Annotated in this window: 12 protein-coding genes; 8 read left to right on the forward strand and 4 right to left on the reverse strand. The window is 52.9% G+C overall.

What is annotated here, in order from left to right; genetic code table 11:
* A partial coding sequence (locus AMR42_RS19905) for a hypothetical protein (protein WP_143473060.1) occupies positions 1–190 on the reverse strand: 190 nt, incomplete at its 3' end.
* Positions 191–452: 262 nt separating this feature from the next.
* Complete coding sequence (locus AMR42_RS12535; RefSeq protein WP_368670738.1) at positions 453–2,315, reverse strand: transglycosylase domain-containing protein; 1,863 nt, start codon at positions 2,313–2,315, stop codon at positions 453–455.
* 228 nt (positions 2,316–2,543) lie between these two features.
* Between AMR42_RS12535 and AMR42_RS12540 the strand changes: the two genes are divergently transcribed.
* Positions 2,544–2,912 carry an EamA family transporter gene (locus AMR42_RS12540; RefSeq protein ID WP_099533921.1) on the forward strand — a complete coding sequence of 123 codons (369 nt, stop codon included), beginning with the start codon at positions 2,544–2,546 and terminating at the stop codon, positions 2,910–2,912.
* Here AMR42_RS12540 and AMR42_RS12545 read toward each other — a convergent pair.
* Both AMR42_RS12545 and AMR42_RS12550 read right to left on the reverse strand, forming a co-directional pair.
* Positions 2,909–4,495 (reverse strand): hypothetical protein, encoded by a 1,587-nt coding sequence (locus tag AMR42_RS12545; protein WP_143473061.1) that lies wholly within the window; start codon positions 4,493–4,495, stop codon positions 2,909–2,911. The genes AMR42_RS12540 and AMR42_RS12545 overlap by 4 nt on opposite strands.
* A gap of 1,774 nt (positions 4,496–6,269) precedes the next feature.
* Positions 6,270–6,767, reverse strand: coding sequence for a DUF427 domain-containing protein (locus AMR42_RS12550; RefSeq protein WP_099533925.1), 498 nt, complete (start codon positions 6,765–6,767; stop codon positions 6,270–6,272).
* A 257-nt stretch (positions 6,768–7,024) separates the two neighbouring features.
* Between AMR42_RS12550 and AMR42_RS12555 the strand changes: the two genes are divergently transcribed.
* The 7 genes from AMR42_RS12555 to AMR42_RS12585 all read left to right on the forward strand — a co-directional run bounded on the left by AMR42_RS12555 (position 7,025) and on the right by AMR42_RS12585 (position 14,891).
* The gene (locus tag AMR42_RS12555; RefSeq protein ID WP_099533926.1) at positions 7,025–8,494 is read left to right on the forward strand and encodes a TldD/PmbA family protein; all 1,470 of its coding nucleotides are present in this window, start codon (positions 7,025–7,027) and stop codon (positions 8,492–8,494) included.
* Positions 8,495–8,497: 3 nt separating this feature from the next.
* Positions 8,498–9,835, forward strand: coding sequence for a TldD/PmbA family protein (locus AMR42_RS12560; RefSeq protein WP_199858176.1), 1,338 nt, complete (start codon positions 8,498–8,500; stop codon positions 9,833–9,835).
* A 118-nt stretch (positions 9,836–9,953) separates the two neighbouring features.
* Positions 9,954–11,264, forward strand: coding sequence for an AAA family ATPase (locus AMR42_RS12565; protein WP_099533928.1), 1,311 nt, complete (start codon positions 9,954–9,956; stop codon positions 11,262–11,264).
* 5 nt (positions 11,265–11,269) lie between these two features.
* On the forward strand, positions 11,270–11,707 hold the full coding sequence (locus AMR42_RS12570) for a hypothetical protein (RefSeq protein WP_099533930.1): 438 nt from the start codon (positions 11,270–11,272) through the stop codon (positions 11,705–11,707).
* A 158-nt stretch (positions 11,708–11,865) separates the two neighbouring features.
* On the forward strand, positions 11,866–12,882 hold the full coding sequence (gene cbiB, locus AMR42_RS12575; RefSeq protein WP_234406983.1) for an adenosylcobinamide-phosphate synthase CbiB: 1,017 nt from the start codon (positions 11,866–11,868) through the stop codon (positions 12,880–12,882).
* A complete protein-coding gene (gene cobD / locus AMR42_RS12580; protein ID WP_099533932.1) occupies positions 12,879–13,973 on the forward strand; it encodes a threonine-phosphate decarboxylase CobD in 1,095 nt (364 codons plus the stop codon). Before cbiB ends, cobD begins: the two co-directional genes overlap by 4 nt.
* A gap of 219 nt (positions 13,974–14,192) precedes the next feature.
* On the forward strand, positions 14,193–14,891 hold the full coding sequence (locus AMR42_RS12585) for a THxN family PEP-CTERM protein (RefSeq protein ID WP_099533934.1): 699 nt from the start codon (positions 14,193–14,195) through the stop codon (positions 14,889–14,891).
* The last annotated feature ends 147 nt before the right edge of the window (positions 14,892–15,038 follow it).

Below are 15,038 nucleotides of genomic sequence, written 5' to 3' on the forward strand. Positions count from 1 at the left end.
GGGCTGGCGGGCTGGCGGGCTGTTGGCCAGCGGCACAGGGACAAGCGCACTGGCATTGGCCAGCGGCCGGTGGCCGAGGCGGGGCCGTTTCCGCCGTCACGGACTGACTTAAACCCAAAACACCGCCATACAGAAGGGCCACCGCCCCGATCGCTCCCATGCCCGATCGTCCCAGAAAACGCCGTACCATCGCTTTACTCCTCAAAAATCGAAAAAAATCGAATACCCACCACAAGGTTGTCTCAATGCAGCGTCAAGCGGCATCTGAATTCAATCAAACTCAAACCAGAATCAAACTTCAAACCAGAATCAAACTCAAATCTCAACGAGGCCGATGAAGACCCTTGGGCCCATCCTCTCGCCAAGACGGAATCAGGTTTTTGAAGACCCGATCGAAGATCGTTAATTAGCCCTCAAGATCCTAATCCTAGAGATCCTGAATCCGAGAGATCCTAGGGCTTTTGGAACTCCCAAGGCTTCCGAAAATCCTCCGCCGGCACGCCTTGCAGCGCCTTCAGCATAAACTCCCGCCAGATGGGAGCCACATAGCTGCCCCCCGTGGCCCCATAGCCGATCGGGCGGTAATTGTCATTCCCCGCCCAAACCGCCACCGACAGTTGCGGCACATAGCCCACAAACCAAATATCCCGCTCTGAGTCCGTTGTGCCCGTTTTGCCCGCCGCTGGCCGGCCAATATTGGCCGTCTTGGCCGTGCCGTTGGTAATCACCCCCCGCAGCGTATCCGTGAGGGTTGCCGTCGCCCAAGGATCCAGCACCAATTGCGGCCGGGGCGTGTTGTCTAAGAGCACTTTCCCGCTGCTGTCGGTCACCTGCACAATAAACGTGGTGTCCGAATGCCAGCCATTATTGGCAAACGTGGCATAGGCTCCCGCCATTTCCAACGGGGTCACGTCCTCCGACCCCAACGGCAAGGACAGCACCGGCTCCAGCGGGCTTTGGAAACCCAACAGCCGACAGGTTTCAATCACCTTGTTCAGCCCCACCTCCTGGCCCAGGCGCACCACGGGAATATTCAACGAAATTTCCAAGGCCCGCCGAATCGAAACCGAGCCGGAAAAGCCGCCCCCATAGTTTTTGGGCCGATACATCACGCCCCCATCGTTGTAGCTGACGGGTGTGTCATTCACGGCGGAGTTGGGCGTGTAACGGCCGGTGGCAAAGGCCGCGTAATACACAAAAGGTTTGAAGGCAGATCCCGGCTGGCGCATGGCCTGAATGGCCCGGTTGAACTGGCTCTTGCGATAGTCCACGCCGCCCACCATGGCCTTCACGAAGTGGGTGCGCGGATCCACCGCCACCAGGGCCACTTGATCCGCTCGCAACCCGCGCGATCGCATCCGGGCGTGGGCAGCGCTGACGGTGGCCTCAGCCATGGTCTGAAAATCAAAGTCCACGGTGGTTTGGATCCGCATCCCCCCCTTGAACAGATCTTCGCGCCGGAAGCGTTTCTTCAGCTCCTGGGTCACCGCCTCGGTCACGTAGGGCAGCTTACTGGACTGGAAGGAAGTGCTTTTACCTAAATTCAGCGGTTGATTGCGGGCAGCCAACTCCTCGGCGGGCGTGATCCAACCCAAGTCCAGCATTCGCCCCAGTACGATCGCCTGGCGTTGCTTCGCTCGCTCGAAGTTCAGAAACGGACTGTAATCCTCGGGAGCTTGGATCAGGCCCGCCAGCATGGCGCTCTCGGCCAGGTTCAAATCGGCGGCCGCCTTGCCAAAGTAGCTGCGGGAGGCGGTTTCAATGCCGTAGTTATTGTGGCCCCAATAAACTTGATTGAGATATAGCTCTAGAATTTCGTCCTTTTTCAGGATTTGTTCCAAGCGCAGTGACAAAACCGCCTCGGCCACCTTCCGGCTAATTCGGCGCTGGGGTGACAGAAACAGGTTTTTGACCAACTGCATGGTCAGGGTGGAGCCACCTTCAGAGGTGCGCCCTCGCTCCAGGTTGGCGACCAGGGCCCGCATAATGCTGCCGGGGTTGATGCCAGGGTGCTGATAGAAGCTGCTGTCTTCGATCGCGATGACGGCTCGCTTGAGGTGGGGCGAGATTTGATTTAGGGGGACTACGACCCGGTTGGCTTCGTCGTGCAAGCTGGCCAGCACACGCCCTTTGATGTCGTAGATATAGCTGGTTTCGCTGGGAGTGTAGGTTTGCAGAATCCGCACGTCCGGTAGGTTGCGGAAGCTAACGGCCAAGCCCACCAAGGCTCCGGCCACGGCGGCGCTGCCCAGCATGGTGACGGTCAACAGGGTGCCGCCGGTAATTTGCCCCGCTCCAACGACCAAACGCCACAGGCCCGGGCTGGGAGGCTCGATCGGGGGAGATGGGGCGGGTGTTGATCGGGGCAAGGGGCGAACTCCCGATCGGGGACGACGGGGAGAAGGCTTGTGTGAAACGTTGGAAGACACAGGCGAAAGCAGGCTCCTAACCGATCGCGATCGATGGAATTGCACCGTATCCTAGCATTTGAATTTGTGGGTCAAGTTTAAGATCTCAGCCCTGCGGGGCCAGGAGCGCGATCGGTGACGATTCAGGAATTGGGTTTGCTGTTGGGGTCAATTGTGGCCAGCGTGGTGGGGCAATTTTTGCTAAAAGCAGGGGCCCTGCGCTTGGGCAAAGTGACCGGCGACAACTGGCTCAGTCACTTGCTGTCCATGGTCACCACCTGGGAACTGGTGGCGGGGCTGACGGCCTACGGCCTCGGGGCGATCGCCTATATCCTGCTGTTGACCCGGGTTAAGCTCAGCATTGCCGCCCCTTCCGTTTCCCTGATCTACGTGTTCACGGTGCTGATTGGGGTGGTGGCCTTTGGGGAATCCCTCCCGATCGCCCGGCTCGTCGGCGTTGGACTGATTATGACCGGGGTGGTTTTGGTAGCCTCTCAGTCCTAGGGAACAGCTTGAGCCTTTTGGGTTTTGGATCCTGGGGTCTCGACGGCTCCCCGACCCGGCCACCAAAACTGATTGGGCAAGCGATAGGCCCGCGCCTGATTGGTATCAAAGGCCCAAGCACTCAACTCCGTTGGCTCCGCTGGCAATTCCTCCGGCGTGAAAGCCGCTTGCCAACCCGAAACTCGAAAATCAGCCCCAAGCTTGCGGGCCACATCCGGCCGCGATTCCGTTACCCAAGCGAGGGCGATCGGGCGATCGACCTGGGTTTTGGGATCCCGCGCCGCCAGAATCACCACATCAGCCGATCGTCCCGATCGCCGCAAAATCGCCCACCCCTTCGCCACCCAATGGGGCGATTCAGGATGACTCAAGGGGCGTTGTCGATCCTTTAACACCACCTTCGATTCCCAAGTCCAGCTATCCCACTGTCCTTCAGCCACGCCCGCCAAATCTCGAGAGCCAAACGCTGCCAAATTGGGTGTTTCGATCAGGGGAGGATTAATCACCCCCAAATCATTCAGCGGTCGCAAATATTGCCTCAACAATTGCAGATTCGGGTGAATCTGCTGCAAACCAAATGAATCATAAACAACGGGAAATAAAGTGATACAGGCTTTACCCAACCGTAACTGTCGATTCAAGATTTGCATTCCTCCCAAACCCGCACGGTAGCTGTTAGATTCCAAAATTAGCCACACTCCCAATAGAAAAGCAGCTCCCCAAGAGAACCAGCGCCAAAGTTGGTTGATTCTTAGGCTGTTGAAACTCGCTCTAGAACTCGTTCTGGAAGCGATTGTTGAATCGGCTTCAGCAGCAATCCCTTGCCCAGGTCTCAGAGCATATAAATTGCTTCGACCCAAGCTAGTGACAATCAGTCCAGTAATAGCAACCCACAAATAATTAGAAACCGTAATATAGCGCGGAGAAAATGCCTGCTCAATCCCAAAGCCCACTCGTCCCAATGACGTAATGGTTCCACTCAGAAGGCTATAGCTGCCCAAAGACAGCCAAGGGATCATAGCGATCAAAGTACTGTGGAAATTTGGGCGATCGCCTGATTTCTGAAATTGTTGCCAAGCACTCCAGGCGTAAACAGCCACACCCCCCACAAAAGCGATCAACGCAAAGGCTCCCAAGACCTGAGCCAATTGCTGATCAGAAAAGCTCAAGGGCGCACCCAGAAAGCCCAAAAAATATTGCACGAGCTTGAATGGATCTTCTAAGCCCGACAACAAACTTGGTGAATCGGGTGGTTTCACATAGCCATGAAAATAAAAAATCAACGTCCCAGCAAAGCAGGCCAGCCAACCCAACAGAAAAGCCCATGCCTTGCGATTAGGTTGTTGCCAAATTCTAAAACCGATCGGGATTAGGGAAATTAACCAAAAGGTCATGCCATTAGCAAATGTGAAGGTGGCAAACCAAGCCAAACTCACTATGGTCAGGAAAATTTGCCATTGGGGTCGATCGTCCCGCATCAACAGCAACATGCCCACCAAGCAAGCAGGTGTCACAAACATGATGTATTGCAGACCCCACAGCAGATTTTCATACTGCAATGGACTACAAAGAAGAACTGCCATTACTGCGGTGGCAACAGCCACTAACCTTGGTTGATGAGGAATTGAAAATCCGAGCAGACGATTAAGCCCCCAAAGGATCAGTAATAGGAGAAAAACCGTTAATCCTACCTCATACGCCGTGTTCCAATGAGTTAGTTCGGCTAAGCCTAGGAGTATTAAGCGCGGGAAAAATTTTCGACTTTCGTTATGCTGTTCAAACAAGCTTTCAAGGGTTAAAGTATTGTGCTTCCATCCATAAAAATAAACTCCCATCATCCAGCTATCAAAAAAGGGAACATTGACTACATATTTAGCCAGCCAATACAGCAATAAACCCACAGGAAGACAAGCAAATCCATAAATCAAAAAATTGAGTTTAGCACCACCCATGAAGTGGGCTTGATTAACCCATTTTTGCAAGACGAGGAAAGATTGAAAATGTTTCTTGAGAGTAGTCAGCCAGGCATTGAGGACTGTTAGCATTGGTCACCAAATCAAGTGATCTAATCTTAAGATTTTCTAATTTTAGGAATTGTCTGAAAAGTCGGAGTTGAGATATCGCCATGGCGAGGCAAGGGCTTGAAATCTCTGGTTGGAGTGGATCGATTGAACAGTCACCAGCCCGAGATCGACTTTTCAGACATTCCCTAAGTCTGTGAATTCCCGTCACTGTAGCGCGAGTTCTGTCCTTTCACCGATCGCAACTCGAAAAAAAACGCCACCGAGTCAAACTCGATGGCGATTTGCTTCCCTGGGTCAAGCCATGGATCCCGAAAAAGCGGGTGAATGTGCCTAAAATTTCACTCCGATTTCCTGGGTCTTAATGGCTTTGAATGCAATCAGAACGCTGACTGAGCCATGATCTAGTAGGAACTGAGGCCCCTTAAATGGAGCACCCGATCGCCCTGTTATGCACCCTGACGGTCAACAATTGAGGGTCGATCGAGGTCGATCGCGGGGCCAGTTCCTCAGATGGCAGACAAAGTGAGATGCGGTAGATGCACGATGCACCCCGATTGAGAGGCAGAATCAGAGCTTGCGATCGCCTGAGTGATCGATCGCAATTAATGGAGGAGTCGGGCCTGCATTCACGGTTCGATCGGGCAGGCCAACTCCAGGCAGATACAGCTTGGCAGATGCAGAAGAAGGGAATGAACCCGAACTTTGGCGGAGACTGTGTAGATGCAAAAGTCGCCTGAGCGAACCTGATGAGTGGGAGAGCCTTGGCGACCATCGTGCTCAACGGCTCATTTGCGGAGGCTGGTTGAGGACGCAGAACCTTATGAACCCAAGATCTTATGAACCCAAGATTTTGAATTCAAGAACTGGCCGGCTAAACCGCAATTCCGCAAGGGCGTTGCTGACGATGACCCCACACTTCAACTCAAAACGCCCACCCCTTTTGGGGAATGGCAACGGCGTTGAGACAATTGACCCTAAACCCTCATTCAGCAACTTCCCAAGGAACTTGCGAGAAGTTTGAGTTAGTGTTTTGCCTTGGGTTTGAGTATAGCAACTTTTTTCCGAGAATTTACGGAGATTACTCAATTTTTTTGAGAAGTCCCGGCAAAGCCTGCTGTTTTTCTCCGTACAGATTCTGGGGGCGATCGCACAGTCTCAGGCGCAAAAATTATTACCGGTCAATCTTTTTGGGCTTTGAGCTGTGCGATTCAGCATTCGTCACTCATTTTTTGGCGAGTAATGCATGTATTAAAAAGCACTTCAAAAACCGTTACAAATTTCACGCCCCATGAACGGGATGATCGGGATGATCTGCCCGCCTGCCCTGGCATCCTTACCATCCCCAAGTGCCGGGCGATCCTTTGAAGGGGCCAACAATCTCAGAGGTGATCCAGCCGCCATAAAAATCACCGGGCTGGGCCTGTACCAGCTCGCCATCCACATAGCAGGCATCCACATAGCTCGGGTAAATCGCCACGTAGTTTTGGATCTCGGCAAAGGCGGGAATCGGCGCGGGATAGAACCAAGCGGCGGCCTCAGCCCGGCGATCGCCCACTTGAATGCTGTAATACCGGGCGACCCCTTTCCACTCGCAAAAGGTCGATCGGGCAATTAGCTCAAAATATTCCTGCCGCAAATCCTCTGGGGGAATGTAATAAGACGGTGGGTGGCTGGTTTCCACAACCCGTTTTGCGCGATCGGTTTCGGCAATCACCACACCATTGAACTCCACCCGAATTTGCTTACCCGAGTCTTCCAAGCGCGGCGGCCGGGGATAGTCCCACACGGATTCTTGGCCAGGGCCGGGAACCATTCGATCGGGATGTGCCATCACTCAAAACCCCAGTTGAATCGTTTTGTTGAATTTTGCCGCTGAATCCTTTGAAAGTCACTGGGAATGGCCTGAGTGCAACCACCCCCAGCCCAAACACTGCTACGACATCGCTTTGCTAGACTGAGAACCGGGGCTTAACGTTTCTTAAAACCCAAGCCCACAGCAGAAAATTTTCATCGGTTTCCTGGGGCCACCCCCCTTGATCACCCCCTAATTCTGTTTGCTGCCCTTCGCACCGTTTGAGGAATCATTACATGGCTCCAACTTTGCTGCTGTCTCGGGATGTGCCCGAGTTGCGTTACCTGCCCACGGTCGATCGCTTCGATGAAAGCTGGCGATCGCCCCTTTCGACCTTGCTGGGTTGGGGGCGCGCCGCCGGAGCCGATTTTGTGGAATTTTTCCTGGAGCGCAGCAACTACATCAACTGCCTGGCCGAAGACGATGCCATCACCAGCATTGCCCCCCGACTGGCCACCGGCGCGGGGGTGCGCGTGTTTCGCGGCCATGCCGACTGCTACGTCAGCACCAATGATCTGACCTTTGCCGGGTTGCGATCGGCCTTGGAAAAAGCCCTGGCCATCCTGGGGTTGAGCCTGCCGGGCCCCAATGCCTACATCCCCGAAGTAAACCTGGAACCCCTACGGGACTACGTGGCCACCAAGGGCAAGGATGCTTGGTTGGGCCAATGCAGCTCCATGAAGGAAATGGGCGAGATACTGTTGGCGGCCAATGACGCGCTGGCCAAGCAAGGCAGCCATGTGCAATCACGGCGATCGAGCTATTTTCGCGACTGGCAAGAAGTGTTGGTGGCTGCCAGTGATGGCGTATTTGCCCACGACATTCGCCTGACCCAATCGGTGGGGTCGAGCTTGCTCTGTGCCGATGGGGCCAATCGATCGTCCATTGGTCAGCGGGCCGGCGATGCCAGCAATCCCCAATTTTTGCGGGATTGGGACTACGAAACCTTCACCAGTGGCATTGCCGAATCGGCGGGCAAAATGCTCTACGCCGACTATGTGGAGTCGGGCAACTATCCCGTGGTCATGGCCAATGCCTTTGGCGGCGTAATTTTCCACGAAGCCTGCGGCCACCTGCTGGAAACCACCCAAGTGGAACGCAAAACCACACCGTTTTGGGACAAGAAAGGCGAAAAAATCGCCCATGAAAATTTAACCGCTTGGGATGAAGGCTTGAGTGACAACGCCTTTGGAACCTTGGATATGGACGATGAAGGAATGCCGGTGCAGCGCACGTTGCTGATTGAAAATGGCATTCTGAAAAACTTCATTTCCGATCGCGCGGGCTTTGTGAAGACCGGCCATCCCCGCACCGGCAGCGGCCGCCGTCAGGGCTACACCTTCGCCGCCGCCTCACGGATGCGGAATACCTATATTGCACCGGGCGAATTCTCGATCGATCAGTTGTTTGGTTCAATCGATCGCGGCATTTATTGCAAGCGGATGGGCGGCGGCAGTGTCGGCCCCACCGGTCAATTTAACTTCGGTGTGGATGAAGCTTACCTAATTGAAAATGGCCAGCTCACCAAACCGCTGAAAGGCGCAACCTTAATCGGGGAAGCCGTGGAAATCATGCAGAAAATTTCCATGTCCTCCAATGATTTGGCCCTCTCGCCAGGGTTCTGTGGATCGGTCAGTGGCAGTGTCTATGTCACCGTGGGTCAACCCCACATCAAAGTGGATGCAATTACCGTGGGAGGTCGCTAAGTCGTGGCAATTTCAATTGAACAATTGGCAACGGATGCCCGCGATTTGGCAACCAATTTGGGCATCAAACAATTTGATTTGTACGGATCATCCGTCGATGAAACCAGCGTCAAAGTGCGCGACGGCGAGCCGGAACAGGTGAAAGCCTCCCAGCGATCGGGCGTGACCGTGCGGGTTTGGAACCAAGACGGGCGCGTGGGCATCACCTCCACCACCGACATCGATCGAGCCGGGCTGGAACTGGCCCTGCGCACCGCCAGCGAGGCCAGCGCCTTCGGAGCCACGGACAACGTGCCGGACTTCAGCCCCGAAGCCACCCAGCCGATTGATGGCAACACCAGCGACATGGCCCCGCCCGCCCCGATCAACACCCTGATCACGGCCCTGGCCGATGCCGAAAAACGGCTGCTGGATGCCCACCCGGCGATCACCTCCGTGCCCTACAACGGCCTCTCCCAAAGCGACACGGAGCGGTTTTATCTGAACAGCGAAGGGGCCCTGCGGCACGAGGCCCGTTCGATCTCCTCCATGTATCTCTACGCCAAAACCGAGCAGGAAGGGCGCAAACCCCGCAGCGGCGGCGCATTCCGCATGGCCCGCAGCTTCGATCACCTCGACCTGGAAGGCTGCCTGCAAGAAACCACCGAAAAAACCCTCAGCCACCTGAACTACGACAAAATTCAGTCGGGCAAATATCCGATCGTCTTTTCGCCCGAAGCTTTCCTCAGCTTGCTGGGAGCCTTTTCCAATCTGTTCAACGCCCAGAGCATTTTGGATAAGCAAAGCCTCTCGACCCCGGATTCGCTGGGGCAAACCCTGGCCGCATCGATCCTGTCGCTGGCGGACGACGAACACCACCCCGGCAACATTGGCGCAAGCTGGTTCGATGGCGAAGGCACACCCACCCGCCGCATCCCGCTGATCACCGATGGGCAACTGACCAACTTCCTGCACAGTGCCGGAACCGCCAAGCGCCTGGGCGCACAGCCCACGGGCCACGCCAACATGGGGGCCAAGGTGACGGTCAGCCCTGGCTACTGGCACGTGTTCTCGAATCAACCGGGCGACCTGCGCTTGGCCGATGCCGAGCAGGTGATCTTGGTGGACGATGTGACCGCCCTGCACGCGGGGGTGAACGCCCTGGAGGGATCGTTCTCGCTGCCCTTTGATGGCTGGCTGGTGAAACGGGGCGATCGGGTCAGCATCGAGTCCGCCACGATCGCGGGCGACATCCACGACCTGCTGAAGTCGATCGTTTGCGTGGAACCCGAGGCCGAGGTGCTCCCCGGCGGCACTTGCCCCCGAATTTGGGTGGCGGAACTGTCGATTACGGGCGACTAACATCGGGCGATTGGGGCTAGGGCATACGATTTCGCGCCTAGCCCCGTATTGAAGCTAAATAATCAGTCTAATGTTATTGTTTGCATAGTCATGAGTTAATAAAAATCAAGAATTAATCATGGAAAAATTAATCATTAAAAACTTTGCAGGATTAAAAAGCATTGAAATAACCATTAATAAAATAAATATCATTATTGGACCACAAGCTAGTGGCAAAAGCATCGTTGCCAAACTCCTATTCTATTTTCGGAGCTTTGTTGGGGAAATCGTTAAATCTGGCATCAAACTAGAGCCTAAGCAATCACTTGACAAAAAATTAAAAAATATGTTTGAAGAGTACTTCCCCCCTGATGCATGGGGGAATGCTCTGTTTGAGATTCAATACTCTATGCAAGACAAATATATCAAAATTTCAGGGGATACCACAGGAAAGCCTAATTCCTACAAAATAGCTCTGTCCTATTCTGATTTCTATAAAAAGCTCTTAGACCAATCTAGATTTTTAACTAGAAAAATCAGAAATAGTGTTAGCCCTAATTACTACGAGATGTGGTTTGAAGCTATGGTTTTCAACCAGATCCAAATTCAGTCCATCCTTAAAGTTCAAGGAAGTTTTAGTGAAGATTCAATTTTTGACCAGGTATTTGTGCCAGCTGGGCGCTCCTTTTTCGCAGTACTCAAAGATAATATTTTCGGTGTTTTATCGACAGATTCACAAATTGATCCTTTCTTGATTCAGTTTGGTCAATACTATGAAAGTATAAAACGCACTGCTTTTGACAACTCCACAGACATCAAAAACAAAAAAAGAGTCTGGTCTACAGGAGCAGTAGATCCTGGACAAACCAGTTTGTTTGATGACATGCATCGATTACATGACAATATTCTCTCTGGTAAATATGTAAGATTAAAAGACGAGGATTACCTAAAGTCAAAAGATGGACGTATGGTACGTTTATCTAACTCCTCATCTGGTCAGCAGGAGATACTACCATTAATTCTAGTTTTGGAAAGCTTGTGCTTTTTTTCTAATGGGAAAATGGGTACTTCAACTTATATTGAAGAACCAGAAGCTCATCTGTTTCCTCGTACTCAGCGAGATATTATTAGTTTAATTGCCACTGTCTATAACTTTCAACCAGGTAGGTTACATTTTTTCATAACAACACATAGCCCTTATGTGTTAACTGCTTTTAACAACTTGATTCAAGCGGGCATCTTAAGCAAAAGTGGTCATCATGACCAAGTTCTCGAAGTTATGCCAGCCTCTCAGGTTCTTGATCCCGATGATGTTGCCGCCTATCATGTCGTCGATGGTCATGCCCATAACATTATCGATCCAGAAACTCAGTTAATTGATGCTCAAATTATTGACTCCATTTCTGAGGAGCTGGCCATTCAGTTTGATCAACTACTGGATATTGAGTAGGGATCATGGATTTTCCAAAATGCACTCGAGAATATGAAGGGAAAACCATTTCTCTGAGTGATCCTAAATCCAAAAACAGCAAAGCAAAGCTAACCTTAAAGAACCCCAGACAGCTTCTGATTAAGGTTATTGATATTGATGGGTGTGTTATTAGGGAAGGTATTCGCTGCGATCAACTAGTGACCTTGCCCAATAATAAGCTGATCTATGTTGAATTTAAAGGAAACGATGTTAAACATGCAGTCAAGCAAATTGAATCCACAATGGGATATATTTCGGGAGTTTGTAGCTCGTCAAGAAACTCGGACATCATTTGTATGATTGCTTGTAATCGATGCCCTCTTAGTTCAACAGATATCCAAAAATATAAGCGCCTGTTCAAGGATAAGTACAAAGCCAGATTATTTATTCAGACAGGCGAAATTCAATATACCGTTGAATAGTAATTAGTAGTAAAGTGAAAGGCAATTTCTTTGTTTTGCAATTCTTGAAATCATTCGATTTGATTAAAGGTCTTCTTGATTCTATTCAAATATCAGAAAAATAGGCGAATGAGTTGGTTTAAGCTGGATTACTGATAATTTTTTATCTAAATTTAGGAATGAACGGATTGATTGGCATGGGAGAGCCAACCCGATCGATCCTGGTGTTGGGACTGGCGGCGGTGATTGATTGGCTGGTGGGTGACCCTTGGAGTTGGGTGCATCCGGTGCAGGTCATCGGGGCATGGATCGATCGCTACCGTCGTTGGGCTTGGTCTTTGGCCGCTCCCGATCGGGTTCAGCGCTGGTTAGGGGTGGGGTTGGCATTGTCCACGATCGGGGGCGCAGGGGCCCTGGCTGGGGCGATCGGGTCGCTAGCCTGCAAGCTGAACCCCATTTTGGGCTTAGGGGTCGAGGCGGTGATGGTGGCAGCTTGCTTTGCGGGTCGCAGCTTGCGGGATGCGGCAGAAGATGTGTTGGAACCGTTGGCCCGTGAGGATTTGCCGGAAGCGCGATCGCGCCTCAGTCGCTACGTGGGCCGGGAAACGGAGCATCTTGATCGCCCAGAAATTTTGCGAGCCGTGCTGGAAACCGTGGCGGAAAATGCCGTGGATGGCGTGTTGGGGCCGCTGTTTTGGGCCTTGGTGGGTGCTGGGGCAGCGGTAATTCTCGGGTGGGGCTCTGGGGCGATCGCAGCGGTGGCATTGGGTTACAAAGCCGCCAGCACGCTCGATTCGATGGTGGGCTACAAGGACTCACGCCATCGGGATTTGGGTTGGTTCAGCGCTCGCTTGGAAGATCACCTCACTTGGTTGCCCTGTCGATTAACCGTGGGATCGATCGCCCTGATTTCAAGAAAGCCCTTGCAGGTTTGGGGTCGCTGTCGGCGGGATGGGGCACTGGATCCTAGTCCCAATTCCGGCTGGAGCGAGTGCGCCTATGCAATGGTCTTGGGGGTACAACTGGGGGGCGAAAATCGCTATCGCGGTCAAGTGAAATACAAGCCCCTGTTGGGAGACCCCCAGCGACCGATCGAACCGGAGACCGTGCGATCGGCTTTGGGGTTGACCCGGGTGGTCTTTTTGGGGTGGTTATGCGGGGCGATCGGGCTATTGGCGCTAGGATTTTTGCCATGACCACTGTTTCCCACCCAATCCATGGGGGCAACCTGGCTTGGGCCGCCGCGATCGCCCATTGTGCGCCCTCTGAAATTCTGGACTTTTCCGCCAGTATCCATCCTGAGGGCTTGCCACCCAGCATTTTGGCCACCCTCACTGCCGCCTTGCCCTCCCTGGCCGCTTACCCGGATCCAAACTACGGCGAATTGCGCTGGGCCCTCGCTCAGCACCACAACCTCGACCCAGATTGGATTTTGCCAGGCAATGGAGCGGCGGAACTCTTGACTTGGGCCGCTCGGGATTTGAGTCAGTTGGCCGCAACCGTGCTGCCCGTGCCAGCCTTCGCGGACTACGGCCGAGCCTTGCGGGCGTTTGGGGCCAAAATTGTGCCGATCGCGCCCGTGGAGCCTTGGGTTTGGGATTGGGGCGACTGGCTGAATCGTGATTGCGCCGCCTATGGTTTGGTGCTGAACAATCCTCACAACCCCACCGGGCAACTGTGGAGCCACGATCTCTTGCGGCCCCTTTGCGATCGTTTTGGGTTGGTGGTGGTGGATGAGGCGTTCATGGATTTTTTGCGACCGATCGAGCAACCCACCGTCGTGAATTGGGTTCAGGACTATCCAAACCTGATTGTGATTCGATCGCTCACCAAGTTCTACGCCATTCCGGGACTACGGCTAGGCTACGCGATCGCCCAGCCCGATCGGTTAACACGCTGGCAACAATGGCGAGACCCCTGGTCTGTCAACGGTTTAGCCGTGGCCGCCGCCCTTGCCGCCCTTGCCGATCGCCCCTTTGCCGAAAAAACCTGGACTTGGCTGGAATCGGCCCGATCGGAACTGTTTCTGGGTCTACAAGCCCAACCGGGCCTGATCCCCTATCCCAGCGCCGCTAATTATCTGTTGGTCAAAACCGCCCTGCCCAGCAATCAGCTCCAGCAGCAAGTGCTCCGGCGCGATCGGATCCTGATCCGAGACTGTTCAAGCTTCCCAGAGTTGGGCGATCGCTTCTTTCGAGTTGCGATCAGAACCACCGCCGATCATCAGCGACTGTTGCGATCGCTTCAGCAGGCGCTTAGATCGCCCTCGAGTAGTTGCGAGAAATGATTTTGTCAAGTCAATCTTTGCGATCAGTAGCCTAGGCTACCAGTTCACAAAGCGCTGAATTCCTCATTAACTGGGAAATTCAGCGTTTTGTGTTTTTTCAATAAATTCAAATTTACAAACAGCAGTATTTAAAGATTTCGTGAATGTGCGTGACGTTTTTCTTCATTCAAATTAGTTTGATGGGGTCAGCAACTAACCCTTAATACCCATCAAAACACTATGCGACTCACCATATCTGCGGCCATTATTTCAATTGCAACAGCGATTGCCTCGGCCAATCCAGCGGCTGCTTTAACACTGCTAAATAGCTCTGGCTCTTGGGGCACTCCATCGGGAACACCCTTTTATGGCTTCCAGACGGTGGGCGCTGAAAACCAAGTTCGGTGGGGTATTCCAGCAAGCGAGGCCGGCCCCAGCGGACTGGGATTTACCGGTGTCGGTGCAACGCCCATCACCCTCGGCAGCATTTTTCAGTTAGGAGCTTTGCGGCATTTCAACAACCCAATTTATGATGCAGCTAACTCCGTTGGGTTGTCAGTAACGCTCGATTTTGCAGAAATTGCTGATGAGATCTTTAACTTCACAATGAACATTGACGAGACCACAAACTCGGGCACTTGTTCTTACTTCAGCGTGACTCCTTGTGCGGACAAAATCAGTTGGAATAACGCCTTGGGCGATCGCTCCTTCTCCTACGACGGCAAGGAATACACCCTTGAGCTATCCGGCTTCAAGCTTTCGCCCGATGGCGAGTTGGTGTCCGACTTTATTTCCCAAGAAGGCGGAACTAGCGAAGCCTATCTCTATGGTCGAATTCGTGAAGTGCCCGAAGAGCGCAGCACGCCGGAACCGTCGCTCATGTTTGGCTTAGCAGGATTCGCCGCTTTGGGTTTGCGTCGCCGTTGGGTCAATTCCTAGGGATTTTGTCACTGTCTCAGTACTCTGTAGCTCTGGGAAACCATAGATTCAACATCACATTTTTGGTCTTTGCTTAATTGGGTCTTTGCCCAAAAAACACAGTCCAGAAAAGTAGAGACTACAAAAAGGGTCTCAAGCGTTTAATCA

Origin of the sequence: Limnothrix sp. PR1529 (genome assembly GCF_002742025.1) — a bacterium.
In the GTDB taxonomy this organism is placed as follows: domain Bacteria; phylum Cyanobacteriota; class Cyanobacteriia; order CACIAM-69d; family CACIAM-69d; genus CACIAM-69d.

Bases quoted from the DNA above. Each gene is read 5' to 3' on its own strand.
- AMR42_RS12545 (WP_143473061.1), bottom strand. From the start codon at position 4,495: ATGGCAGTTCTTCTTTGTAGTCCATTGCAGTATGAAAATCTGCTGTGG.
- AMR42_RS12550 (WP_099533925.1), bottom strand. From the start codon at position 6,767: ATGGCACATCCCGATCGAATGGTTCCCGGCCCTGGCCAAGAATCCGTG.
- AMR42_RS12555 (WP_099533926.1), top strand. From the start codon at position 7,025: ATGGCTCCAACTTTGCTGCTGTCTCGGGATGTGCCCGAGTTGCGTTAC.
- AMR42_RS12565 (WP_099533928.1), top strand. From the start codon at position 9,954: ATGGAAAAATTAATCATTAAAAACTTTGCAGGATTAAAAAGCATTGAA.
- AMR42_RS12570 (WP_099533930.1), top strand. From the start codon at position 11,270: ATGGATTTTCCAAAATGCACTCGAGAATATGAAGGGAAAACCATTTCT.
- cbiB (WP_234406983.1), top strand. From the start codon at position 11,866: ATGAACGGATTGATTGGCATGGGAGAGCCAACCCGATCGATCCTGGTG.
- cobD (WP_099533932.1), top strand. From the start codon at position 12,879: ATGACCACTGTTTCCCACCCAATCCATGGGGGCAACCTGGCTTGGGCC.
- AMR42_RS12585 (WP_099533934.1), top strand. From the start codon at position 14,193: ATGCGACTCACCATATCTGCGGCCATTATTTCAATTGCAACAGCGATT.